The sequence below is a fragment of the Cryobacterium sp. TMB1-7 genome, assembly GCF_004402435.1.
In the GTDB taxonomy this organism is placed as follows: domain Bacteria; phylum Actinomycetota; class Actinomycetes; order Actinomycetales; family Microbacteriaceae; genus Cryobacterium; species Cryobacterium zongtaii.
Genome location: NZ_SOFZ01000029.1, coordinates 453,773 through 478,831 on the forward strand (window position 1 = coordinate 453,773; position 25,059 = coordinate 478,831).

15 protein-coding genes, 1 tRNA gene and 1 pseudogene are annotated in these 25,059 nt (G+C 67.6%); 4 read left to right on the forward strand and 13 right to left on the reverse strand.

Annotation, left to right across the window (positions count from 1 at the left end; all coding sequences use genetic code 11):
* Positions 1-239 precede the first annotated feature (239 nt).
* On the forward strand, positions 240-1,913 hold the full coding sequence (locus tag E3O60_RS15230; protein WP_165787956.1) for an MFS transporter: 1,674 nt from the start codon (positions 240-242) through the stop codon (positions 1,911-1,913).
* Here E3O60_RS15230 and E3O60_RS18545 read toward each other — a convergent pair.
* From E3O60_RS18545 to E3O60_RS19120, 5 genes are read right to left on the reverse strand one after another with little or no spacing between them, the layout of a single operon-like run.
* A complete protein-coding gene (locus E3O60_RS18545; RefSeq protein WP_166788999.1) occupies positions 1,910-2,605 on the reverse strand; it encodes an FHA domain-containing protein in 696 nt (231 codons plus the stop codon). The genes E3O60_RS15230 and E3O60_RS18545 overlap by 4 nt on opposite strands.
* Positions 2,606-2,614: 9 nt before the next feature.
* The gene (locus E3O60_RS15245; protein ID WP_134498530.1) at positions 2,615-5,092 is read right to left on the reverse strand and encodes a transglutaminase domain-containing protein; all 2,478 of its coding nucleotides are present in this window, start codon (positions 5,090-5,092) and stop codon (positions 2,615-2,617) included.
* The gene (locus tag E3O60_RS15250) at positions 5,089-6,390 is read right to left on the reverse strand and encodes a DUF58 domain-containing protein (RefSeq protein WP_103460418.1); all 1,302 of its coding nucleotides are present in this window, start codon (positions 6,388-6,390) and stop codon (positions 5,089-5,091) included. Before E3O60_RS15250 ends, E3O60_RS15245 begins: the two co-directional genes overlap by 4 nt.
* Positions 6,387-7,355, reverse strand: coding sequence for a MoxR family ATPase (locus E3O60_RS15255; protein WP_088456515.1), 969 nt, complete (start codon positions 7,353-7,355; stop codon positions 6,387-6,389). The genes E3O60_RS15250 and E3O60_RS15255 overlap by 4 nt, the downstream gene beginning before the upstream one ends.
* 25 nt (positions 7,356-7,380) lie before the next feature.
* The gene (locus tag E3O60_RS19120; RefSeq protein ID WP_370294259.1) at positions 7,381-8,259 is read right to left on the reverse strand and encodes a fibronectin type III domain-containing protein; all 879 of its coding nucleotides are present in this window, start codon (positions 8,257-8,259) and stop codon (positions 7,381-7,383) included.
* On the opposite strand from E3O60_RS19120, the gene E3O60_RS19125 reads away from it, so the two are divergent.
* Positions 8,204-8,323 carry a hypothetical protein gene (locus E3O60_RS19125; RefSeq protein WP_370294260.1) on the forward strand — a complete coding sequence of 40 codons (120 nt, stop codon included), beginning with the start codon at positions 8,204-8,206 and terminating at the stop codon, positions 8,321-8,323. The two genes, E3O60_RS19120 and E3O60_RS19125, sit on opposite strands and share 56 nt — an antisense overlap.
* Positions 8,324-9,873: 1,550 nt before the next feature.
* Here the strand turns inward: E3O60_RS19125 and E3O60_RS19130 are convergent.
* From E3O60_RS19130 to E3O60_RS15285, 6 genes and pseudogenes are all read right to left on the reverse strand, one after another.
* A pseudogene (locus tag E3O60_RS19130) lies at positions 9,874-12,342 on the reverse strand (Ig-like domain-containing protein); the annotation flags it as partial.
* A 543-nt stretch (positions 12,343-12,885) separates the two neighbouring features.
* Complete coding sequence (locus tag E3O60_RS15265) at positions 12,886-18,195, reverse strand: Ig-like domain-containing protein (RefSeq protein ID WP_134498534.1); 5,310 nt, start codon at positions 18,193-18,195, stop codon at positions 12,886-12,888.
* A 3-nt stretch (positions 18,196-18,198) separates the two neighbouring features.
* Positions 18,199-18,924, reverse strand: coding sequence for a hypothetical protein (locus tag E3O60_RS15270; protein WP_240632198.1), 726 nt, complete (start codon positions 18,922-18,924; stop codon positions 18,199-18,201).
* Positions 18,908-20,623 carry a serine/threonine-protein kinase gene (locus E3O60_RS15275; protein ID WP_134498536.1) on the reverse strand — a complete coding sequence of 572 codons (1,716 nt, stop codon included), beginning with the start codon at positions 20,621-20,623 and terminating at the stop codon, positions 18,908-18,910. The genes E3O60_RS15270 and E3O60_RS15275 overlap by 17 nt, the downstream gene beginning before the upstream one ends.
* Entirely contained in the window at positions 20,623-21,996 is a 1,374-nt protein-coding gene (locus E3O60_RS15280; protein WP_134498538.1) for an FHA domain-containing protein, read from the reverse strand. Before E3O60_RS15280 ends, E3O60_RS15275 begins: the two co-directional genes overlap by 1 nt.
* A 21-nt stretch (positions 21,997-22,017) precedes the next feature.
* On the reverse strand, positions 22,018-22,899 hold the full coding sequence (locus E3O60_RS15285) for a PP2C family serine/threonine-protein phosphatase (RefSeq protein ID WP_103460412.1): 882 nt from the start codon (positions 22,897-22,899) through the stop codon (positions 22,018-22,020).
* Between the two features lie 199 nt (positions 22,900-23,098).
* Here E3O60_RS15285 and E3O60_RS18550 point away from each other — a divergent pair, with 199 nt between their 5' ends.
* Positions 23,099-23,392: a 2TM domain-containing protein gene (locus E3O60_RS18550; protein ID WP_165787985.1), complete on the forward strand. Its 294-nt coding sequence runs from the start codon at positions 23,099-23,101 to the stop codon at positions 23,390-23,392.
* Positions 23,393-23,469: 77 nt separating this feature from the next.
* Here the strand turns inward: E3O60_RS18550 and E3O60_RS15295 are convergent, their stop codons facing one another.
* Together E3O60_RS15295 and E3O60_RS15300 are read right to left on the reverse strand one after the other, a co-directional pair.
* Entirely contained in the window at positions 23,470-24,030 is a 561-nt protein-coding gene (locus E3O60_RS15295; protein ID WP_198415728.1) for a DoxX family protein, read from the reverse strand.
* Positions 24,031-24,180: 150 nt separating this feature from the next.
* Positions 24,181-24,256, reverse strand: a tRNA-Glu gene (locus tag E3O60_RS15300).
* A 157-nt stretch (positions 24,257-24,413) separates the two neighbouring features.
* Here E3O60_RS15300 and E3O60_RS15305 point away from each other — a divergent pair.
* A complete protein-coding gene (locus tag E3O60_RS15305) occupies positions 24,414-25,052 on the forward strand; it encodes an MBL fold metallo-hydrolase (RefSeq protein WP_088456522.1) in 639 nt (212 codons plus the stop codon).
* Positions 25,053-25,059 lie beyond the last annotated feature (7 nt).

Genomic DNA, 25,059 nt, shown 5'->3' on the forward strand with positions numbered 1-25,059 from the left:
CTCGGGAACGGTGGTCAGCCAACGACAAACTCCGCGACGAGTGGGCCTGTTAGATACGAGACTCGTCGCGGCACAGAAGAAGAAGTCGACGTTGCAGCACACCTCAGGCTAACACGCGCTTTAAAGTCCGCGAACTGTGAGCTGTGCCCCTAAAAATCGCGCATCCTGGTGGGCTTCTCACGGTTCACGGATGTCGGCGGGCCATGGCCGTGGGGGGACGGTCGACGTATGGTGTGCGCATGACGACCGTGACCGCTCCGAAGACCACTGGCAGGGTGCTCATCGTGATCCTGCTGGCCCAGTTCATCATCGTCGTCGACTCCACGTTCATGAACGTGTCGCTGTCGACCCTCGTGGAGGATTTTGACACGACGGTCACCGGCATCCAGAACGCCATCACGCTGTACACCCTGGTGATGGCCGCCTTCATGATCGCCGGCGCCAAGGTGGGCGACATCATCGGCCGCAAGCGCGCCTTCGTGATCGGCCTCAGCGTGTACTCGGTCGGCACGACCATCACCGCGCTCTCCCCCACGCTGACCGTGTTCATCCTGGGCTGGTCATTCCTCGAGGGGCTGGGCGCGGCCATGATGCTCCCGGCCATGATGTCGCTGATCGTGTCGAACTTCGCCGCCGGCCCCGCCCGGGCGAAGGCCTACGCCGGCTTCGCCGCCATCGCGGGGATCGCCGCTGGGATCGGCCCGATCATCGGGGGCCTGTTCACGTCGTACCTCTCCTGGCGGTTGGCCTTCGCCAGCGAACTGCTCGTGGCGCTGTTCATCTTCACCCAGCTGAAAATCATCAAGGATGCGCCCTTCCTGGGCCGGAAACCTCGCTTCGACTGGCCGGGGTTCATCCTCAGCTCCGCCGGACTCATCACGGCGGTTCTGGGCATCGTGATGGCCTCGGCCTACGGCCTGTTCATCAGTCGCGTTGACGTTGAGATCTTCGGTCAGGTCGTGCTCACCGCCGGCCAGATCTCACCGACGGTCATCCTCGTGTCGATCGGCCTGGTGTTCCTCCTCGTCTTCGTCCTGGTGGAACGAAGCCGGGATCGCCACCACCACGACACGCTCCTGGACCTGAACCTTTTCGGCATCCGCGCCGTCTCGTCGGGGTCGGCCGTGCAGCTGCTGCAGTACCTCGTTCTGACCGGTGCGATCTTCGCACTCTCCCTCTACGTGCAGATGGAACTGAATTACTCGGCGATCCAGAGCGGGCTCACCCTGCTGCCGCTGTCCCTGGCCGTCCTCCTGTCGGCGGCGGTGAGCGGGCGGGTGTTCAGCCGCCGGTTCGCGCCGCGCTCGGTGATCCTCGCCGGCTTCGCCATCATCGTGCTCGGCGCGGCGGCTATGGGGGTGCTGGCCAGGGATGCGACGAGCGGCACCGAGTTCATCCTGGGGCTGGCGCTGGTCGGTTTCGGTGCGGGCACCATCGCTTCCCAGAATCAGAACCTGATCATGTCGTCGGTGAAACCGCAGCGTTCCAACGAAACGTCCGGGGTCATCAACACCTCCCAGAACATCGGCGCATCCCTGGGCACGTCCCTGGCCGGGGCGCTCATCCTGTCGGTGTTCGTCCTGACGGCGACAAGCCTGATCGACGAGAGTCCGGTCTTCTCCTCGTCCGAACAGTCCCAGTTGGACACCGCGGTCACCGAGAAGGCTCAGATCATCAGCGACGCGCAGCTCGGCAACGCCGTCGCGGAGCTGCCCGCCGACCAACAGGCCGAGATCATCGAGATCAACGCCGAGGCCCGGCAGACGGCGCTCACCGTGGTCTACGCCGGCCTGGCCCTCGCCGGACTGCTCGGCTTCGCTGCTGCACTGCGGCTGCCCAAGACTCCGCCGCTTTCGAGCACGGGCCCTGGCGGAACCGGCTCGAGCACGGACAGCACAGCCGGACAGCCCTAGGCGTCGGGCCGCGACACCTGCACGGCGAATTCACCGAGGGAGAGGCTGACGCCGGCGCCCATCGCGGTGCGGACGCCCGGATTCACGGGAGTGCGTTCGCCGTGCACGTCGCCGACACTGACGCCGTTGGTGGAGTGCAGGTCGGTGACCCACAGCTCCCCGTCGACCAGCTCGACGAGGGCGTGCGACTTCGACACCGACCGGGCCGGGTCGATCACGCTGACCATCGTCGCGGCCCGGCGGGTGACCGGGGCCGGGTCGCGGCCCAGCACGAGCGAGCCCGTCACCGGAATGATCTGGCCGTCGGCAAGGGTGAGCTGCCAGACGGATGCGGCCTGCGAGGCAGCCGCGCGCTGCGGAGCGACCGCGGGCAGCGGAGTGCGCGGCGGCGGCGAGCCGGGGAACGTGGGAACAAACGCGGGGATGGACAGCACCGGCGCGGCCCCCGGCGGCGCGACCGCGGGGGCACCGGCCAGCGGGGCGGCTCCCACCGTGGGCATCGGCGGGCCGGTCGGCGGCGCCGCATTGTCGGCGACCGTCGGAGCGCCACCCCCTGGCGCCGGCGGGATGGCGCCGATCAGGTTCTTGTGCGGCACCCGCGCCGTTGATTCTTCGTCGACCTCGGCGTCAGCCTCAGCGTCTTTCGAGCGAAACATGCCCGGCGGGGGAACTATGAAGTCCGGATTTTCCACGGTGCAACTCTACCTTCGGCCCGTGCCGGGGCCACGGCTGCCGCGCAGGTTCACCTGGCTCCAGTCCCGCTTGGCGCGGAGCCTGAACCTGGCGAGAATCCGGCGCAGGCGCCCGGCGGACTCCCCCGCGGTGGCGAGGGAGGCCAGTGCCGCCGTCCAATTGCTCTCCACGACCTCGTCGCTGACCTGCTCGCCGCCGAACACGGCGCTGTCGACGGAAGCTGCTACCGGCACCAGCCGGTGCGGCGCCACGAACTCCGCGGCGTCGACGATCTCCCCGGTGCCGTCGGGGCTGAGCAGCTGGGCGGCCAGCTGCGCTTCCAGGCTGACGGCCACCTGACGACGGCTCGACGCGCGTGGCACCTCGAAACCAAGCTCGGCAAAGCCGTCCGCCAGCTCGGACCAGGCTCCGGCGGCGCGTTCATCGCCGGTCCCCTTGGTTCGGCGATTGCGGCGGCGGCGGGACTTCAGCGCGGCGATGACGAGGAACGGGACACCGATCAGTATCAGCGGGATGCCGATCGAACCGATCACGATCCAGGCCCAGCCGGGCAGCTCGAAGTCCTTGTCCTTGTCCTCGTCCTTGGTGTCGTCGATTTCGACGGCGGTCAGCAGGTCGTCGGCTTCGTTGTCCATGCGCGGGGGCTGACGCACCTGCGGCTGGGGCTCGGTCTTGGGCTTGGGGGTCTGGTCCTGCGGAACGTCAGTCTGGTCAGGGGTGGGGTAGAACGCGACCCAGCCGACGCCTTCGAAGGCCACTTCCACCCAGGCCGTCACGTCGGTTCCGGTGATCTCCACGGTGCCGGCGTCCTCGGGCACATCGGGCGCGAAGCCCATCACCACGCGGGCCGGGTAATCCAGGCTGCGGGCCATCAGGGCCATCGCGGCGGCGTACTGTTCCTCATCGCCCACCATCTGGGTGCGGGTGAACAGTTCGTTGATACGGTCGGCGCCGTGGCCGGCCCTGGACGGGATGCCGTCAGAGGCCAGGCCGTGGCTGAGGAACCCCTTGGTCTTGAGCGCCTGTTCGATCGCCCGGAGACTGTCGATGGGAGTATCGGCCGTGCCGGCGTACTCGATGGCCTTGGCCACGACGACGTCGGGGATGTTCTCGACCGCAGGCTGGGTGACGTCGGCGACGGGCACGTCCTGGAGGTCCTCATCCCGGTAGGTCTGCTGCAGCATGGCGTTCACCGTGTACTCATAACCGGGTTCGACACCGGTGGTGAGCACGGCGGTGCCGCTATCGGCGTTGTAGCGCAGGGTCTCGGCCTCCTCCTGGCTGCCCGCGTCGTCGAAGTCCACGGTGGCCGGATACCCGATCACCGGCAGCCAGACGTCTTCGTACCCGACGACGTCGACGGTGACGGTGCTGTTCGCACTGCTGGTGACCAAGGCCGGTTCGGGGATGGTGCGGCCCACGAGGCGGAAACTGCCGGAGCCGTTCACCAGGGTGTCCGCGGCGGCCACATTCCACAGTTTGCCGTCGTAGGCATCCATACTCGCCAGCCGCAGGGTCTCTCCGGGCTGCATTCCGGTCACGGAGAACAGCGGGGTGTCAGCGAGGGTCTTGGTGAACTGCCGGAAGCCGGCCAACGGGCTCGGGAACTCGAGCGGATCGAACGGCGGCTGGATCTCCTCGCGCAGCACGAATCGGTCCTTGGTCTCCGGTGCCAGGACACCGCCGACGAGAGCGCCGATCAGCACGGCTCCGACGACCAGGGTGGCGGTGCCCAGAAGCTTGCGTCGCAGCAGCCGAGCTGCGCCCGCGGCATCCGCGCGTTCCACTTTCGTGCGGCGCCAGCCGATCCAGACGATGGCGACAACGGCGAAGGCAACACCGCGCAGGCCCGCGTAGAAGGTCTTGTCGGTGCCCATCAGGATGCCGGTCAGATACAGCAGGACCGGCCCGATCAGGAGAACACCGGTGCGCCAGACTGTGCGCCGGCGGCCGGGCAGCCACCGGCTGGCCAGCATGGTGCCGACCAGGGCGATCAACCAAGCCGCGAAGTACGGCAGCACCGGCATGTAATACGGTGCTTCCACGGGCGTGCCGAGGGTGACGATGTCCTTCCAGCCGAAGACCGCGCCCAACGCCAAGCCGGCGGTGGACGAGATGCTGGGGAACACGCCGAGCAGGGCTTCGCCGGGCATAGTGAACGGCGTGCCGAGCAGGAAGTACGCCAGGATGGCGGCGAGCACGCTGGTGACTACACCCAGCCGCAGTGCGTAGCCGATCACGGCGATTCCGGTTCCCACGATCAGTCCGCCGAGGCCGGCGACCAGGAAGTTGTAGTCGCCGAAGGAGGTCTCCAGGCCCAGCACGCCCAGCAACGACAGCAGGCTCAGCACGGCGACGTCGGTCCAGGCGGCCCGCGGGAACGGCCGCCAGGCCGCGCGCAGTCCCGCCGGCCGGTCGGGGCGTGGCCTGGCTGCCGGCGCGGTCCTGGCCCGCGTTGTCGGACGGGGGCGGGTGAAGCGGCTCATCGGTGTACCCGTCGGAGAAGTTTGGGCAGGTCGGCCAGATCGCCGATGGTGACGACCGTGAGGCCGGACACCGTGGACAGCCGGGACTGCGCCCCGGGGTTAATACGGAACGCGAGGGTGGTGGCGTCCTTACCGAACAGGGTCTGCGCGGCCCGGAATTCGGTGAGGTCCATCAGCGAACCGGCGATGATCATGACCACGCTGGGCGGCGGCAGGCGCCGGGTGGCGGCCCGCGCGAATTCCCGCAGGCTCGGGAAGAGGCCGGACACGGCGTCGATCCTGGAGGTGTCGTCGAGCAGGGACACCGGGGTCGCGGTGCGCAGGGCGAGCTTCTCGGTGACCACGCTGAGGCCGGTGCCGTCGCGGATGATCTGCAGCGCCAGCGATGCGGTCACGGACACGGCGAGTTCGAACTCCTCGTCCGAGGCGTAGTACGCGGTCTCGGAGGTGTGCACGATGGTGAGCTGGGTGCGCCGGGTCTCTTCGAACTGACGCACCATCAGCTGCCCGGTGCGGGCGGACGTGCGCCAGTGCACATTGCGCAGCGGGTCGCCGGGCTCGTACGCGCGCAGGGCGTGGAAGGAGATGTCGTCGCTGGTGATCTTCTTGGTGACCTCACCCTCGAGGTCACGCATGAGGCCGGCGGCCGAGGAGGCGATCCGGGTGGTCACCGGGTGCACGAACAGCTCAACGGCCTCGGTCCAGCGCACGGTGCGCCGCATCAGGCCCAGCTGGTCACCGCGCACCGAGACGGCGGGGCCGGCGACGATCACGGCGCGGCGCTGGGTGGGCACGGCGAACAGCTCGTCGTGCACGGCGGCCGGTGCGAGCCCGGGGATGACGAACTCCGCCAGCCCGGTGCCGACGGGAAGTTCCATGCGGGCGGGCAGCAGGGCGCGCTCCCCCGAGTTCGTGACGGTCATCTGCCCCAGGGCCCGTTCGCCGGCGACGACGCGGTGCGGGTTCAGCTGCAGCTCGACGGCGTAGGTGGCCCGACCGATGATGAACGGCACGGCAACGAGCACGGCGGCCAGCAGGGTGGTCGCCAGGTAGGTGAATTCCACCCAGCCGAACACGGCGCTCACGATGAACGCGGCGACCGCGCAGAGCAGCACCAACCGGCCGGCCGGGCCGATCACATCGACGACGGGGCGGATGCGCCCCAGCACGACGGCGAGCACCTGGCGGAGCAACCGCCAGGCGTGGGAGGCACCGGCCCCGAGCGCGCGACCGACCGATCTCAGGGCGTGTCTGGCCGGTGAGATCCTGACGGGACCGCGCTCGGAGGCCCGTCTCATGCTGCGCGGAAGGCGGGCGGGGCCACCTCGACGAGGATCCGGCTGACGATGTCTTCGGCGGTGACGCCGGCGAAGTCGGCTTCGGGGTCGACCATGATGCGGTGCGCGAGCACCGGGATGGCCAGGTCGCGGATGTCGTCGGGGCTGACGAAGGTGCGCCCCTGCGACAGGGCCCAGGTCTTGGCCGCCCTGGCCAGGGCGAGGGCGCCACGCATGCTCACGCCGAGGGTCGAGGACACGTCGGTGCGGGTGGCGGTGACGATCTCGTTGAGGTAGCCGAGCACGGCGGCGTCCACGAACACCTCGGACGCCAGCTGGGCCATGGTGGTGACCGAGCTGGACGCGATGATCGGCGTGATCCCGGCGTCCCTGGACCGGTTCGAGGAGTCCAGCAGCAGGGTGACGGCGGTGTCGTGATCCGGGTAGCCGAGCGAGGTCTTGAACAGGAAGCGGTCGAGCTGGGCCTCGGGCAGCGTGTACGTTCCGGCCTGCTCGACGGGGTTCTGGGTGGCGATGACCATGAACGGGCTACCGACCTCATGGCTGATGCCGTCGACGGTGACCCGGCCCTCTTCCATCACCTCGAGCAGAGCGGACTGGGTCTTGGGGCTGGCCCGGTTGATCTCGTCGGCGAGCACGATCGACGCGAAGATCGGTCCTTTGTGGAACTCGAAGAGGCCCTTGCCCTGGTCGTAGATGGTGACACCGGTGACGTCGGACGGCAGCAGGTCAGGGGTGAACTGGATGCGCGAGTTGGTGCCGTCGAGGGTCTTGGCCAGGGCCTTGGCCAGCACGGTTTTACCCGTGCCGGGGAAGTCCTCCAGCAGCACGTGGCCGTTGGTGAGCATCGCGGCGACAACGAGCCGGATCACGTGGTCCTTGCCGAGGATCGCCTGTTCGACGTTGCCGACGAGCTTGCCGAATGCTTCGGCGAACCAGTCTGCCTGTTCTTGGGTGACGCTCATGTGATGTTCTTCCTGTTCTCGTTCGTTAGCCGGAGCATGTGTTGGGCGCCAGGTTGTTCCAGGCCGTGCCGGAGATGGTGTTGGTCTCGGGGATACCGGTGGGCGCACCGGCGCCGATGATCACCTTGATGTTCTCGCCGCCCACCCGCACGCCCAGCCAGTTCTGGAGGCGTACCTTGCCGTTGGCGTTCAGGTCGTACCCGATGTTGGTGAACGCGCTCGAATCGCCGTTGATTGCGGTAGTGAGCCGGTGGTTGCCGGGTTTGAAGTACTCGTACCGAACCTCCACGTAGTTACCCACCGGGGCGTTCGCGCCCTTGCACACATACGCCCGGGGCGGGGGCGGCGGCGGTTCGGGTTGCGGAGTCGCCGTGTTCGAGGACGTCCACTCGCCGCAGCCGCGCGGGTTGCAGGCCCGAACCCGGTACTGGGCAGGCTGGTCGATGTTTCCGGTATCGGACGCCGATAGGGCGGACGTATAGCGGTATCCGCTACGCCCCTGAACCCACTCGTAGTGGTACTCAGTTACGCCGCGCCCGCCGTTGCTGCCGGGTGCAGACCAGGTGAGTTCAAGCGCCCCGGTGCCCTGCCCGGGCGCCCTGAGCGTGGCGCTGGCAGGCGCCCCGGGCAGTCCATAAGGGGTGACGGTTGGGCTCGAGGCCGACGGCGTGGAGTCTCCGATGGCGTTCCGGGCGGTCACGGTGAAGTCGTAGTTGGACCCGTTGGTCAAGCCGGTGATGTCGTGGGTGCCGGCGCTCTTCACTGTCGTGGAGCCGCCGCCCCACCAGATGGTGTAGTCGATGATCTCTGAGTTGTTCGACGACGGGGCGGTGAAACTCACCGTGGCGCTGCCGTCGCCCTCGACCGCGGTCGGCGCCTTGGGGGCATCCGGGTTGTTGCGGATCACGAAGGTGATCCTGGCCTTGGTCTGGCGGGCCGGGTCGCCGGTGGCGTCCTTGATCGTGTAGACCACCGTGAGAGTGCCGGTGGCGCCCGAGCCGGTCTTGATGGTGACGTCGTTGCCGGTGAACGCGACGGATGCGGAGCCGACCTGCTGTTCGATGACCGCGCCGATCACCACGAGCGGCTTGCCGTCCTTGGCGAAGGGGTTGTAGTCGTTGTTGAGCACGGGCACTGTCTCCGAGGTGCTCGGCCGGGTTTCGATACCTGCGCCGTTGGGGCCGGCATCGTCGACGGCCTGGGGAACGGGGCGGGTAGACGAGACCACCGTCACCTCGATCGAGCCGGGGATGGTGAATTCCTTGTACGTGACCGAGAACGTGAGCTTCACCTTGGCGCCCGGCTGGGTGCCCAGCGGTGAGGAGATGGTGAGGTCGGCTCCGGCGAGGGTCGCGGCGACGGCGCCGCTCGTTCCGCTGAGCGATCCGTAGCTGACCCTCTGGATGATGTCGAGGTTGGGGTGTCCTGTCGAGTTGCGCAGGTTCACGACCTGCGCACCCTCGCCGGCCTCCACGGTGACCTTGGACGGGGTGAAGGTCGGAGCGACGTCCTCGAAGTTCGGGTCGCCGACGGTGATCGGGATGGTGAGGGTCGCTTGGTTGCCCTTGGGGTCTCCGGCACCGGTCCCGTCGGTCACCACGAAGGTCAGGGCGGCGGGCCCTCGGTAATCGGCCGCGGCCACGAAGCTCAGTGACGTGGAACCGTTCATGGCGTTCGAGCCGTCGCTGTTGGTGGCGGTGGCGCTGAGCAGCACGGCGGGGCGGCCGGAGGGGACCTCGACGATGTCGGCGAGGGACCAGCTCTTCGAGCCGTTCATCTTGATGACCTGCGGGCCGATGTCCTTCAGGAAAGGCGGCGGGAACACCTCTTCTTCCGGCGTCGGTTCGGCGTTCGCGGGATCAGTCGGCTTCGGGGTGTTCGGCTCCGGCATGGCCGGCACGATGATGAACGCGGTGGCACTGAGCTTGTCGACCTCGTTGGTGAGCCTGTAGGCGATCGCCTGACGTTCGAAGGTGGGCTCGACTCGCACGACGCCGTTTGACTGGATGGCGCCAGAGGCGGCGTTGGGTCCCTCCAGGCTGATGACCAGCTCGTCGATCAGGCCGCTCGGGTTCTCGGCTCCCTCGAGCGCGTCGATGTCGACGGCCTGGCCGGCCTGAATCTCTTCGGGTTCGACGAGGTGGTCGATCGCCACGGGGTACTGAGCCTTGGCGTCCTCGGTGACCTTCACCTGGATGAAGGCCGTGTCGGCGCCGCCGTGCCCGTTGGTGATCTCGTAGCGCAGCGTGTATGTGCCCTCCTCGGCGGGCGTTTCCACGATGACGCGACTGCCCTCGACGGTGGCGATGATGCCGGGATCGACCTCGGGCAGCTTCTCGGAGAGGGTGAGCTTGTAGCCGTTGGGGTCGGAGTCGTTGAGCACGACCGGGATCGATCCGGTGCGGCCAGGCTTGATCTCGATGGCGTCGTCGATCGCGCTCGGCGCCAGCAGTTCGACCGGTCGAGGGATCACGCCGATGCGCACGGAGCCTTCGGCGGTGGCGCCCAGGGTGTCTTCGACCTGGTACGTGAAGACATCCGTTCCCGCCGTGCCCGGGTAGGCCTCGTAGATGAAGAAATCGCTGCCCGCCTCGACGATCCTGCCGAGCTCCGGGGCGCTGGTGACGTCCTTCAGGTACACCGAGTCGCCGTCGGGGTCGATGCCGTCCAGCGGCACCTGCACCTTGATGGTGGATTCGGCGAAGGTGCGCATGGTCAGCGGCAGCGGGGTGGGCGGCCGGTTGTTCTTATCGTCCAGGGCGGTGACGGTGAACCGCACCGTGGCCGTCGCGGTCTCGGCGAAGGCGTCGCTGATGCTGTACACGACACTGTAGGAACCGGCTTCCCGGGGAGCCTGGTAGCGCACCTGGTTGCCCGTGACGAAGGCCAGTCCGCCGGCGTCAGCGGTGTCGGCCAGGTCGGGGGCGACCGTCATGGTGGCGGAGTCGGGGTGGTAGTCGTTGTCGAGCACCGGAACGGAGACGATGTCGCCGGCGCGCACGCTCACCGAGTCGTCCACCGCGACGGGAGGCTGGTGCTTCACCAGCGGCGGCACCGGCACGACGGTGACTCCGGCGGTTGACGTGCCGTCGCCGTCGCTGATGGTGTAGGTGAACTGCACCTGCTCGGTGAGCGCGGCGGCGGCGGTGACGCGCAGCACGGTGTTGGTGAGGATCTCCACGGTGACGAGGTCCTGGGTTGCGGTCAGGTCGACGGACTGCACGGCGAGGACCCGGCCGCTGGGTGAGACGTCGTTGTCGAGGACCGGGATCATCACCGGTTCGCCGGCGCGCAGGTACGCGGTGTCCTTGACCGCGATCGGCGGTTGCACGTCGTCGGGGTTCTCCAGCACGTCCACCCGGATCAGGCCGACGCTGGAGGTGGCGCCGGCGCCGAGGCTGTAGGTGAAGACGTAGCTGCCGGCCTTGTTCGCGGAGACGGCCACGGTGCCGCGCTCGAGGTTGGGCACGGCGGTGAGGTCGTTGGGCACTTCGTTGACCCCGATCAGGGCCAGCGGCGCACCGGAGGGGGTCACGTCGTTCTTGAGTGGTTCGATCAGGGCGGTCTCGCCCAGGAACACGGTGGTGAAGTCCGGAGTGCCGATGGGGTTGAGGCTGCCGGGCGCCTTCACGTCAACGGTCAGCACGCCGGTGGCGGTCAGTAGCCCGTCGGAGATGACGAACTGCACCTCCTTGACCCCGAGTTCGGCGGTCTTGGATTCGAAGGTGACAAAACCCTCCGGGCCGAACCGCACACCGTCACCGGTGGTCGGCGAGGCGGAGACCAGGTAGATGTCGTCGCCGTCGGGGTCGATCCAGTCCGAGAGCACGTTGTAGCTGACCAGCTGGCCCTGCTCCACGCTGATGGCGCCGGCCCGGTTCGACACCGGGGCCAGGTTCTCCCCCAACGGACGCATGGTCACGTTCACCTGCGCCTCGGCGACGGCGCCGCGACCATCGGCGACCGTGTAGCGGAACGACACCGTTCCGGCCGCATCCTCGGCGGGAGTGAACTGCACGGCCCGGCCACCGTCGATGTAATCCAGGCTGCCCTGGGCCTGGGAGAAGCCGCTCAGATTCGAGACCGTGAGCACGTCACCGTCGGGGTCGGTGTCGTTCTCCAGCACCGGCAACACCGTCGTCTTGCCCGGCCGCACCCCGTACGCGTCGTCGCGCGCCAACGGCGCCCGGTTCACATTCGTGCGCTCGGCCAGGGTGTCTTCGAAGGACTGTTGGGCGGCTTTTTCGGTGCCGTCCTCAGCGTCCGATTCCTCCGGCGGGGTGACCTCTTCCCAGTTCTCGACCAGGCGCATGTTCGAATCCACCAGCCACACGTTGCCGTTGGAGAGGTTGTTCAACGCGATCACATCACGATTGACCCGAAACTCCAGCACCGACCCCTGGGTGGGCTGCTCGATGGTCTCCCGCAACACCTCGGAACCCTCACAGTCGGCGAGGTAACGCTGGGCACCCGACCAGGCCGCGTGCGCGCACCCGTTCAACCACACCGGTGCCGACACCGATTTCGGATCGGTCACGGCGGCATCCAGCTTCGCGTCGACCGTGACGATGTCGCCGCCGTTCAGAGACACCCTCAGCAGCGCCTTCGTGGTCGCCACGAGTACCACGTCGTTCTCGGCCCCGGTCTGCTGCAGCTTCAGAGCGGTTTTGGGAACCTCAATGCTCTCACCGTCGACAACGAGCCGATGGTTCTCCGTGTCCAGCAGAACGGCGGTGTCCCCCACCGCCGCGATCTGGAACTCGCCCAGCTTGGGCAGGTCGGTTTCGGCGGACTCGGGTTCTTCGGCCGTCGGGTCGAAGCGGGTGAGGGTCTTGTCGGTCTTGGAGGCGCCGAAGACCACGCCGCCCGGCGAGACGGCGATGTGGCCGCCCTTGCCCAGTTTCATCACCGGGTCGGTGGCCTTGGGGTCGAAGCTCAGTTCGCCGGCGGCGTTGATCACCCAGACCTCACCGGTGGATTGGTTCATCACCGCGATGGAGTCGCCGCCGTAGGCGATCTCAGACCCCTGGGCCACGTCGACGCGTTCGCCGAGGGTGGTGAAGGCCGGGTCGATGCGTTCGATGGTGCCCGCGCTGCCGTCGATCAGGAAGACGTCTTCGCCGTCCTGCACGACGTCAAAGGTGCTCGATGAAGCGTTGACCGAGGCGTTCAGCTCTTCGATCTGACGGTTCAACCGGCCGGCCAGCAGCTCTTTGCCGTTGGTGACCCAGACATCGCGGGCGGAGAGGTCGACATCCGTCACCGGGAAACCCTCGTGCAGCACCGCGAACGACAGGGGCAAGCCCGCCAGCACCGACAGAGCCACCACGGATGCCGATACCCTTCGGCCGCGCAACCACGAACTGAGGGTCCCCACCCGATTTCCCCCAAATGTGATGTTGATGCGTGTACGTGAAAAAGTATGGCCTATCGCGCCGTGACCTTTGGCACTGTCCCCTGACCGGCTCTTACGCTAACACGCGAACGGGGGCCACCCGGATGGGCAGGGGTACCCGTTCGTGCGTGTTCATCAGCAATTCGGAATGATCGTGCCGTTGGTGTCCGAGATCCGGATGAACCAGCCGTCGTAGCTGCGGTCTTCGATCTGGAAGTAGTACCAGTTCTTGCCGTTGCGCACGGACAGGCAGATCGCATCGATCACGGTTCCGGGCTGCAGGTAGCCGCGGGCGTTCATGGTGCAGCCCGAATTGCCGTTGGTGACGGGCTTGTTGTAGGTGGAGTCCGGTTCCGGGCAGGCCTGCTGGGTCACCGAGAAGCCGTAGTGGGTCGGTGCCCAGGCCGGCGGAGGCGGTGGCGGTGTCGTGGGTGTCGCGGCGTTCGATGTGGTCCAGTCGCCGCAACCGCGCGGGTTGCAGGCCTGCACCCGGTACTGGTACTGCGTGGTCGCGGTGCCGGTGGCCGAGGCGGTTGTGGCGCCACTGGTCGAGCCGTTGGCGGCGCCGCCGGTGACCCACTCGTATTTGTAGCCGCTGACCCCGCGCCCTCCGGTACTGCCCGGTGCGGCCCAGCTGAGCCCGAGCGCACCGTTGCCGGTGGCCGACGCCGTGAGATTGGCGCTGGCGGGAGCACCGGGCACTCCGTAGGGGGTGACCGTGTTGCTGGATGCCGAGGCGTTCGAGGTGCCTTTGGCGTTCTGGGCCGTCACCTGGAACGCGTAGCTCTGTCCGTTGGTGAGTCCGGTGATGTCGTAGGTGCCGGCGCTGGTCACATTCCTGGAGCCGCCGGTCCAGCTGATGGTGTAGCCCGTGATCGGAGAATTGTTCGAGGAGGGCGCCGCGAAGCTGATGGTGGCTGCGGCATTGCCCTCGGCTGCTGTGGGCGCGTTGGGGGCATCGGGACGGTCCCGGATGACCAGGGTGATGCGTCCCTGGGTGGCTCTGGCCTGGTCCTTGGTCGCGTCGAGGATGCGGTACACGGCGGTGAGGGTGCCGGTGGCACCGGGTCCTGTCGTGATGGTCACCCCGCTCGCGGTGTAAGAGACCGACGCTTTACCTCCGCTGACGTCCTGCTCGATCGTCGCGGACACCACGGTGAGTGGTTTGCCGTCCTGCGCGAAAGGGTTGTAGTCGTTGTCGAGCACGGGAACCTGCACGACCGAACTCGGTGTCGTTTCGATGCCGGCGCCGTTGGGTCCGGCGTCGTCCACGGCCTGCGGCACGGCCCGGGTCGAGGAGACGACAGTGACATCCACCGAGCCGGGGATGGTGAACTCCCGGTAGGTGACGCTGAAGGTGAGGCGCACCCTGGTGCCGGGTTGGGTGCCGAGTGGGGAGGAGACCGTGAGGTTGGCCCCCGAGATGGCGGCGGCGACATCCGCTGTGGCGCCGGCCAGGGCGCCGTAGCTGAGGTTTTCGATGATGGCCGGGTTCGGATGCCCGCTGGATGAACGCAGGTTCACCACGGTTGCGGACTCTCCCGCCTCGAGGGTGACCTTGGGCGGGGTGAAGGTGGGGGCGACGTCTTCGAAGTCGGGGTCGCCGACGGTGATCGGGATGGTGAGGGTCGCCTGGTTGCCCGCGGGGTCGTCGGCGCCGGTGCCGTCGGTGACCACGAAGGTCACCGACGCCGGGCCGCGGTAGTCTCTGGCGGCCACAAAGCTCAACGAGGAGCCGCCGGCCACCTTTGAACCGTCACTGTTGGTCGCGGTGGCGCTGAGCAGCAGCGCGGGGCGGCCGGAGGGCACCTCGACGATGTCGCCGATGGACCAGGACTTGGACCCGTTCATCTTGACGACCTGCGGGCCGATGTCTTTCAGGAACGGCGGCGGGAACTGCTCTTCTTCTGGTGTGGGCTCGGTGGACGGCTGATTCACCGGATCCACGGGTTTGGGCTGCGGTGGCACGATGATGAATGCCGTGGCGCTGAGCTGATCGAGCTCGTTCGTGAGCCTGTATGCGATCGCCTGCCGGTCGGTTGACGGTTCGACCCGAACCGTGCCGTCGGCCTGTAGCGCGCCGTTGCCGGCGTTCGGGCCCTCGAGGGTGATCACCAGGTCCTCGATCAGACCGCTCGGGTTCTCCGCGCCGTCGAGTACCGGGACGTCGATCGGCGTGCCGGCCAGGACCTGGTCGGGCTCGACGAAGTGGTCGATCGCGACCGGGTACTGCGCCTTCGCGTCCTTGGTCACCTTCACCTGCACAAACGCCGTATCGGCACCGCCGTGCCCGTTGGTGATCTCGTACCGCAGCGTATAGGTGCCTTCCTCGGCGGGTGCCTCCACGATCACCCGGCTGCCGTCGACCGTGGCCGTGATGCCGGGGTCCACCTCGGGCAGCTTCTTCGACAGGGTCAGCTTGTACCCGTTGGGATCGGAGTCGTTCAAGACGACGGGGATCGATCCATTGCGGCCGGGCTTGATCTCGATGGCGTCATCAACCGCGTTCGGGGGCAGCATTGCCACCGGGCGGGGGATCACGCCGATCCGCACCGTGCCCTCGGCCGTGGCACCGACGGTATCCGCGACCTGATAAGTGAACGAGTCAGTGCCGGCAGTGCCGGGGTAGGCCTCGTAGATGAAGAAATCGCTGCCCTGGTCCACGATGCGGCCCAGGGTGGGAGCAGAGGTGACGGCGGTGAGGTACACCGAATCGCCGTCGGGGTCGATGCCGTCCAACGGAACCTGCACCTTGATCGTCGACTCCGCAAATGTGCGCATCGTCAACGGCAGCGGCGTGGGCGCCTGATTGTCCGCCACGTTCACGGCGATCACGGTGAACCGCACGATGGCTGTCGCGGTCTCCTGGAAGGCATCCGAGATCGTATACGCGATGCTGTAGGCGCCGGGTTCGGTGGGCGCCTGGTAGCGCACCTGATTGCCCGTGACGAAGGCCAGCCCGCCGGCGTCGGCGGTGTCGGCCAGGTCGGGGGCGACCGTCATGGTGGCGGAGTCGGGGTGGTAGTCGTTGTCGAGCACCGACACACTCACGATGTCCCCAGCGCGCACGCTCACGGAGTCGTCGACCGCGACGGGCGGCTGATGCTTGATCAGCGGCGGCACCGGCACGACGGTGACGCCGGCGGTTGACGTGCCCTCGCCGTCGCTGATCGTGTAGGTGAACTGCACCTGCTGAGTGAGGGCCGCGGATGCGGTGACCCGCAACACCGTGTTGGTGAGGATCTCGACCGTGACGAGATCATCGGTGCTGCTCAGGTCCACGGACTGCACCGCGAGCACCCGGCCGCTGGGCGAGACGTCGTTGTCCAGCACCGGGATCGTGACGGGTTCGGCCGCGCGGAGGTAGGCGGTGTCCTTGACGGCGATCGGAGGCAGGATCTCCGCGGGGTTCTCAATCACGTCAACGCGGATCAGGCCGACGCTCGACGTGGCGCCGGCGCCGAGGCTGTAGGTGAAGACGTAGCTGCCGGCTTTGCCCGACGATACGGCGATGGTGCCACGTTCCAGGTTCGGCACGGCGGTGAGGTCGTTGGGCACCTCGTTGACCCCGATCAACGCCAATGGGGCTCCCGACGGAGTCACATCGTTCTTGAGCGGCTCAATCAGTGCCGTCTCCCCCACGAACACCGTGCTGAAGTCCGGTGTCCCGACCGGGTTCAGCGTGCCCGCCGCCTTCACGTCCACGGTCAGCACGCCGGTGGCGGTGAGCAAGCCGTCGGAGATGACGAACTGCACCTCCTTGACCCCCAATTCCGCGGTCTTGGATTCGAAGGTCACAAAACCCTCCGGGCCGAACCGCACACCGTCACCGGTGGTCGGCGACGCCGACACCAGATAGATGTCGTCACCGTCGGGGTCGATCCAGTCCGAGAGCACGTTGTAGCTGACCAGCTGGCCCTGCTCCACGCTGATGGCGCCGGCCCGGTTCGACACCGGGGCCAGGTTCTCCCCCAACGGACGCATGGTCACGTTCACCTGCGCCTCGGCGACGGCGCCGCGACCATCGGCCACCGTGTACCGGAACGACACCGTGCCGGCCGCATCCTCGGCGGGAGTGAACTGCACGGCCCGGCCACCGTCGATGTAATCCAGGCTGCCCTGCGACGGGGAGAACCCGCTGATGTTGGTGACCGTGAGCACGTCACCGTCGGGGTCGGTGTCGTTCTCCAGCACCGGCAACACCGTGGTCTTGCCCGGCCGTACCCCGTATGCATCGTCGCGCGCCAACGGGGCTCGGTTCACATCGGTGCGCTCAGCGATGGTGTCTTCGAAGGACTGTTGGGCGGCTTTTTCGGTGCCGTCCTCAGCGTCCGATTCCTCCGGCGGGGTGACCTCTTCCCAGTTCTCGACCAGGCGCATGTTCGAATCCACCAGCCACACGTTGCCATTGGAGAGGTTGTTCAACGCGATCACATCACGATTGACCCTGAATTCAAGCACCGACCCCTGGGTGGGCTGCTGGATCGTCTCCCGCATTACCTCGGAGCCGTCGCAGTCGGCGAGGTAACGCTGGGCACCCGACCAGGCCGCGTGCGCGCACCCGTTCAACCACACCGGCGCCGACACCGATTTCGGATCGGTCACGGCGGCATCCAGCTTCGCGTCGACCGTGACGATGTCGCCGCCGTTCAGAGACACCCTCAGCAGCGCCTTCGTGGTCGCCACCAGTACCACGTCGTTCTCGGCCCCGGTCTGCTGCAACTTCAGAGCAGTCTGGGGAACCTCAATGCTCTCACCGTCGACAACGAGCCGATGGTTCTCCGTGTCCAGCAGAACGGCGGTGTCCCCCACTGCCGCAATCTGGAACTCGCCCAGCTTCGGCAGGCCACTCGCTACCGGTTGGGCCGTGTCTTCGGAGGACGGGTCGTAGCTGAAAAGGCTCTTTTCGGTCGATGATGCTCCGAAGACCACGCCGTCCTGCGAAACGGCGATGTGACCGCCCGCGCCGAGCTCCATCACCGGGTCGGTGGTTTTGGGGTCGAAGCTCAGTTCGCCGGCGGCGTTGAGTACCCACACGTCACCGGAGGGGGCCATCACGGCGATCGAGTCGCCGCCGTGGAGCACCTCGGAGCCGGGCGTCACGTCGACACGTTCGCCAAGGGTGGTGAAGGCGGGGTCGATACGTTCGATCGAGCCCACACTGCTATCGATGAGGAAGACGTCATCGCCGTTCTGCAACACGTCGAAGGCGCTGGACGCGGCGTTGACCGAGGCGTTGAGCTCTTCGATCTGCCGGTTCAACCGGCCGGCCAGCAGCTGCTTGCCGTTGGTGACCCACACATCACGGGCCGAGAGGTCGACATCCGTCACCGGGAAACCCTCGTGCAGCACCGCGAACGACAGCGGCACGCCGGCCATCACCGACAGGGCCACTACCGAAGCCGACATCTTGCGGCCGCGCAACCACGAACTCAGGGTCCCCACCGGTCACTCCCCCTCGGCCGCCCGGTCGAGCAGGACAACATCGTCCAGACTCACCAGCCGGGTGGCGACGGCGTACTCCACCAGTCGAGCCCGCCGATTGGTGGCCAGATGGCCGGTACCGCCGCGAAGCCCGGCGACGCCGAGCTTGTCGAGTTTGCTGCAGACATTGTCGAGCTTGCGGTTGAACGTGGTCATACTCCAGCCCAGCCGGGCCGCGGCCTCCGCCGAGCTGGGAATGGCGCCCCGCCCGGGCACAGCCTGGGTGAGGATGCTCTCGGACAGGGCCACGATCAGCAGGCGCTGACTCGTCGTGAGGGTCACGGGCAGGATGGTGGTGGTACCGCCCTCGTGCGAGGCCGACAGCGAGGTGTTGTAGAAGTCGGACTCGGCGTGGATGGTGAAGTCGTAGGTGGACGAGCCGGCGCTGAACATTACGTGCATGGTCTGGAAGACGATGGGCAGTTTGGCGCCGGGCGCCAGCCAGGCCTGCACCGTGCCGGTGGTGTCCGACACCGTCGCAGACAAGAGGTTGCCCACGTTCGCGATCCACCACATTCCGTAGTCCTCGTAGAGCCGCAGGAAGGTGCGGTGCAGATACGGATTATCGTCGATGGTGAGGTCGGACTCGCGCCCGATCGAGAAGTCCGCTCCGGGCTCCACCCCGTACCACTCGCCGCAGAATTCAATCCGCAGCGGCTGCACGGGCGTGATTTCAGCGGTTGCAGGCACGGTTGGCCTCCGAAATCTTGCCGTCGGTGCGTTGCAGGTAGATGTCCACGCAGACCGTGCTGCCGGGCACGACGCCGTCAACGGTGATGTCGGCGACAGTGCTGAGCTTGGGCTGGTTGGGGGTTTCGGCGCGAGCCCACCTGTAAACGTCGCCGTCCAACGGGGACGGGTTGCTGACCGTGAAGGTGACCTGACTGCCGTCTTCGGAGGTCGCGGTGCCCTCGAGGACCGGCGCCGGCACTCCGGCGGCGGAATTCACGCTGTCCGGTTTGGCCGGTACCGGAGAGGCGCTGGGGGTGAGGGCGGAGTTGTCGATGCCGGTGAGGGTGACCGCGGCGACCACGGCGCCGATCAGGAGCACGGCCGCGGCTATGGACCCGATCATCACCAGGCGGCGACGGCCGGATGCGTTCTCTATCGGGGCATCGTCGGCGGCGGCGGGCGCTGAGACGGGTTCCTGTGCTCGTACCGAGTCGCGGGGGCGTACGACGGTGGCTTCCTTGGCCGGGCTGGGGGTGCCGGGGGCGGGCGTGCCGGCGTCGGCGCTCCTGGCGGGAGCGCTGCCGGATGGGGCGCTGCCCGGTTCGATCACCCGGGCGCCGCGCACGCGTGTCGCGTCCGCCTGATCCGGTTCGGCGTGCGGCGCTGCGGGCGTCGCCGGGGCGGCCCGGGCCGGAGCCGGGGCCTGCGCGGCGATCGACACCACGGAACGCGCCCGGGTCTCGTCGTCGCCGGCCGGCGCATCCGGTTTGCCGTGCTCGGTGCCCGCGATGGTGGGGATGTCGATACCCGTTGGCGCGTAACCGAGTTCGAGCTCCACCCGCTGGAGGGCGCGAGCGAAGTCCACGGCGGTGGCGAACCTGTCGTCGCGCCGGGTGGCCATGGCCTTGGCCAGTACAGCCACGAGCGAGCGCGGCACATCGTCACGGCCGATGGGGGTGATGGCACCGCGTTCGATGCGACCGATCAGATCGAGGGTGCCGTTGGACCGCCCGTGGATCTCGAACGGCGTCTGTCCGGCCAGGAGGGTGTGGATGGTGGCGGCCAGCGAGAAGACGTCGCTGCGCACGTCGGGCCGCGGGTCGTCCTCGAACATCTCCGGCGGCGACCAGGGCACACTCATGCCGACCGACTGGCTTTCTCCGGCGCCGGTGGACTCCGACCCGGCCGGGCGGTGGTTACCGGTGCTGGTTTGCACGGGCAGTTCCTCGTCGAGGCTCGACGAGATGCCGAAGTCGGTGAGGGCGGGCCAGCCGAAGTCGTTGGTGAGAACGTTGGCCGGTTTGATGTCGCGGTGCAGGATGCCGGCCGAATGGGCGGTCGCGATCGCGCCGGCCAGGCGCACTCCGGTGCGCAGGGCGTCCTCGACCCCGAATTTCTGGCGCTTGTAACGTTCGGCCAAGCTCGGGCCCGAGCAATGCTCCATCACGAAGTACGGCCGGCCATCGCCCGCGACATCGGCGTGGTAAATCGTGACGATGTACGGATGGGTCGACAGTTGCGCCATCAGGTTGGCTTCGTCGACGAACTGCGCCTGGGTGGAGGGGTTCAGCTGTTCGGTGAGCAGGACCTTCACTGCGACCCGGCGCCGGGGCAGGCGCTGCTGGTAGAGGAACACGTCGGAGAAGCCGCCGGAGCCGAGGACGGAGACATATTCGTAGCCGGGCAGTTCCGGGGCGACGGAAGGTGCGCGGCGCATCACTCCTGGCCGACCGTGAGGGTGATGCCGCTACCGAGGTCGATGACGGTGCCCACGATGACCGCGGTGGGTTCGCCCTGGCGCAACTTCTGGGCCGGCTTGCCCGGCAGCACGACCAGGGTGCCGTTGCGGGAATGCAGGTCGGTGACGACGACGGTGTCGCCCTCGACGGTGAAGTGCACGTGGTTGCGCGACACATCCTGGTCGGCACCGCCCAGGCTCACCAGTTTGGGCACGAGGCCACCGGAGATCTTGCTGACGCTCGGCGCCCGACCCACCCGGATCGGCTGGCTGAGCGGTTCCCGCACCCCGCTGGGCAGCAGCAGGTAGAGCCGAGGCGCGACGGCGGCTGGTTCGGCGGCGATACGGCGACGCGAAGCGCGCATCCTCTGGATGTCACCGCTCATCACGGTGTGGCCGTCGTGGTCGCCTGGCAGGTCGCCGTCGAGCTCGTCGCCGTCGAGCTCGTCGCCGTCGAGCTCGTCGTCGTCCGGGTCGTCGTCGTCCGGGTCGGTGTCGGAGGGCGCGACAACTGCCGGCGCGACGGGCTCGTCGTCATCGGCCTCGGCCTCAGGCCGCACGGCCGCCTGCTCGACACCGCGCATCACGGTCGCACCGAACAAATGGTCGTAGCCGCCGGCGGGGTCGGCGTCGGGCTCTGGGGCGGGCTCGGCGGGCGGTGCGTTGGCAGGCTCCGCCGCCGGGATGTCGGAGATGGTCTGCTCGCTGGCCGGTTCGGCGATCGGGCGGGCCGGCGGCAGCGGCGGCGGTGCGGTCTTCGGCGCTGCCGGCGGCGGCACGATCTGCGCGATCGGTTGCACTCGAGCGGGCTCGACTCGAGTCGGCTCGGCCCGAGTCGGCGACGCCGCACTGGCGCCGTCGACGGCCAGGCGCAGGCGACGGGTGCGCACCATGCCCGCCCGGAGGGGAAGGCCGGCCCCGAGTGGCAGGGCGGCGAGGTCTTCCGTGCCGATCGGGTCGGCATCCGCAACAACGGGCACAGCGGTCACCGAGAGAGCGGTGACGTCCGCTACGGAGCGCTCCACCCAGGTTGAGATGCCCAGGCCGCCGATCGACAGGTCACCGTCGGCCGTGGTCAGAACGACCTCGACTTCTCCGCGCACGAAGACCCGTACCGTCGCCGGCACGGAGTCATCCCAGGTGAGAAGAGCGAACGGCGGGGTCTTGGACAGGCCACCGGCGGTGAGTTCGTCGAGCACGGCGCGGGCACCCTGCTCGCTCGACCCGGCACCGACCAGGCTCGCCCAGACGCGGGCGCCGGCGGCGGAATCGGCGGCGGGCAGGAGCACCAGACGGTCCCCCGTCGCTGCCGCCAGCCATCCGCCCCGGTTGTCGTCGTCGTACGAAAGCACAGATCCCCCCATTGCCGTTCTTCAGTCCGGATTCGTGTTGCGTGGCCGCGTATCTTCAAGATTCTGGTGCAACCCTGCAGGGCTTTCGCGGGTCACATCGTTGTCCGGGCCGGGATCACCCCATGTCGACTCGACGATGACGACGGTGACGTTGTCCCGGCCGCCCTTGGCCAGCGCAGCGGCGACGAGCACGTCGGCCAGTGATCCGAGGTCCTCGGGAACGGCGTGCGAGGCCAGCAGCTCCGCGATCTCGACGACCGACAGTTCCTTGGTGAGACCGTCGGAGCAGAGCAGGAAGGTGTGGCGTCCGGTCGCGGGCAACAGCCAGACATCCGCGTCGACGAATTCGTCGGCCCCGATGGCGCGGGTGATGACGTTGCGGTCCGGGTGTCTCTCGGCATCCATCGCCTTGATCAAGCCTGCGTCCACCATCTCCTGAACCGCGGAGTGGTCGACGCTGAGCTGCTCGAGGGTACGACCATCCCAGGTGTAGATACGGGAGTCACCGATATTGAACGCCATCCAGTGAAAGCCGACGTCGTCGCCGGCATCGACGAACGCGACGCCGGTGAGGGTCGTGCCGGACACTGCGGTACCGAAGTCGTCAGCAGCGCTGAGGTCGCGCACCGCGTCGTTCGACGAGTGGATCGCGTCGAGGATCCGCTCGGGGGTCGAGGGCACGCCCTGTTCGATGTGGTCGTCGAAGACCCGGATGACGGTCTGGCTGGCGGCGTCACCGTGCGCGTGACCACCCATGCCGTCGGCGACAAAGAACACCGGTGACTGGGCCAGATAGCTGTCCTCGTTGACCTTGCGCACCCGTCCGACGTCGCTGCCGGCACTGAAGCTGAAGTGCACGCTCGAGTCGCCGAGGGTGATCGCACTCTCGCCGTTGACTGCCATGTGCACTCCGAAAAAATCCGTCCGGCTCCGATTCGGAGCGCTTCCGCCCTGTTCGGGGGAAGTCGAGGTACCACCGTACCAATACCCTGGGCTTGTTCAGACGCACTCTGATCGGGAAATACGGGCGTCGCACTCCCCTTCGGCCACCTCGGCCGGTCGGGGGATGGTCGCGGCACCGTACCGGCGATACCCTCGCGGTATGAACAACGAAGAACTCCGCAAACTCGCGACAAAGCGGCTCAAGGCGCGCCGTGACTTCTGGAACTATTGCGGCGTCTGGCTCGGGGTTTCTCTCATCGTCATCGCCGTGTGGTTGTTGACGGATCCGGGCGGGTATTTCTGGCCGATCTGGCCGATCGGCGGCATGGGCATCGCCGCCTTCTTCATCGGCCTCGACGCCTTCGGACCCAACCGGGGCATCATCACCGAAGACGCCATTGACGACGAAGTCGCCCGAATCACCCGCGGCAACCAGCGCGGCGCCGCCAAGTAGCCTGCGGCCGGCTGCGGGCAGAACAGAACCGGCCACCCCGAGGGGCGGCCGGCCAGGTACTTCTGCGTGCTGACTGGCTAGATCAGCCAGGTGTACTTCTGCACGATCGGCAGTGCCTTCCAGGTCTTGCCGAAGCCCCAGGTGTCGCCGGCCGCGAAGACGGCGACGACGATCAGAGCCAGCGCGTAGATGATGTGGTAGTCCACCAGCGGGTTGGTCGAGGCCGCGCCGGCGGCGAAGGGCCACTCGGCCAGGTACATGAAGACCATGATGAGGCTGCCGGCAACGGCGCTGACCCGCAGACCCACACCGAGCATGACGGCGAGTCCCACGGCGATCATGCCGAGCATGAAGAGGAAGTCCACCAGCGGGCTGGCGATTCCGACGAAGAAGGGCTGCAGCGGCCCGGTGACGCCGGGGCTGTTCAGGAAGCCCTGCGCCGGGGTTCCACCGTTGAGCCAGGCACGCTCGGCGGGAGTGGAGAAGCCCAAACCGAAGGTCTTGTCGAGGAACGCCCAGAGGAAGATGAATCCGATGGCCAGTCGCAGCACCGCGAGGGTTCGACGCTGGAGCAGGGTGGTGCCGGTCGTCGCGGCGGGGGCGGTGACCGCTGCCCCGCGAGTGGTGCTGGTGGCCATGGGAGGTTTCCTCTGGGTCGATTGGTGTCGCCCGTGTCGTCTGACAGTGGGCTGTGAGTCCCAGATTCCCAGCCGGCGTTCAGCAACGACAGGGTCGAACGTCCCAAAACAAAAATGCCCGGCCTCCTTCGTGAGAAGGAGGCCGGGCGTTGGTGACCCCAACCGGATTCGAACCGGTGTTACCGCCGTGAGAGGGCGGTGTCCTAGGCCGCTAAACGATGGGGCCGTTTTTGCAACTTCACGAGTATGCCACAGCCTGGTTACCGAGTTCAAATCGAGCGCGTCGTCCGCGCGTCGTGCGGGGTGCGGGTGCGGGTGCGGGTGCTCGCAGGATGCGCGTGTCGCGCGTTGCCCGCGGTCTGGTTTGGGTATTAGCTCGAGACATGAAGTTGACCAAACTCGAACACGCCGCACTCGTCCTCGAAGCCTCAGGGCAGAAGCTGTTCATCGATCCCGGCTCGTTCACCACCGCGCTGACCGAGACCGCCAATGCGGCCGCGATCGTGATCACCCACGAGCACGCCGACCACTGGACACCCGAGCAGTTGAACCGGGTGTTGGCCATGAACCCCGGCGTTCCCATCTACGGGCCGACCGGTGTCGCCGCGGCGGCCGGTGACATCGCCGTGACAGTGGTCGCCGAGGGAGACACCGTTGAGGCGGGCCCGTTCACGCTGCGGTTCTTCGGCCAGAAGCACGCCGTGATCCACTCGTCCATCCCGGTGATCGACAACGTGGGGGTGCTCGTGAACGACGAGCTGTTCTACCCCGGTGATGCGTTCACCATCCCCGAGGGAGTCACGGTGAAGACCCTGGCCGTCCCGGCAGGGGCGCCGTGGCTGAAGATCAGCGAGGTCATCGACTACGTTCTCGCGATCAAGCCGGTGCGCAGCTTTCCGACCCACGAGATGGGTTTGTCGCGGAGCGGCAAGGACCTCGCCGGCTCCCGCATCAAGTCCGCCACGGAACAGAACGGCGGCACCTTCTTCCCGCTCGAACCCCACGAATCGCTCGACTTGTAACCGCATA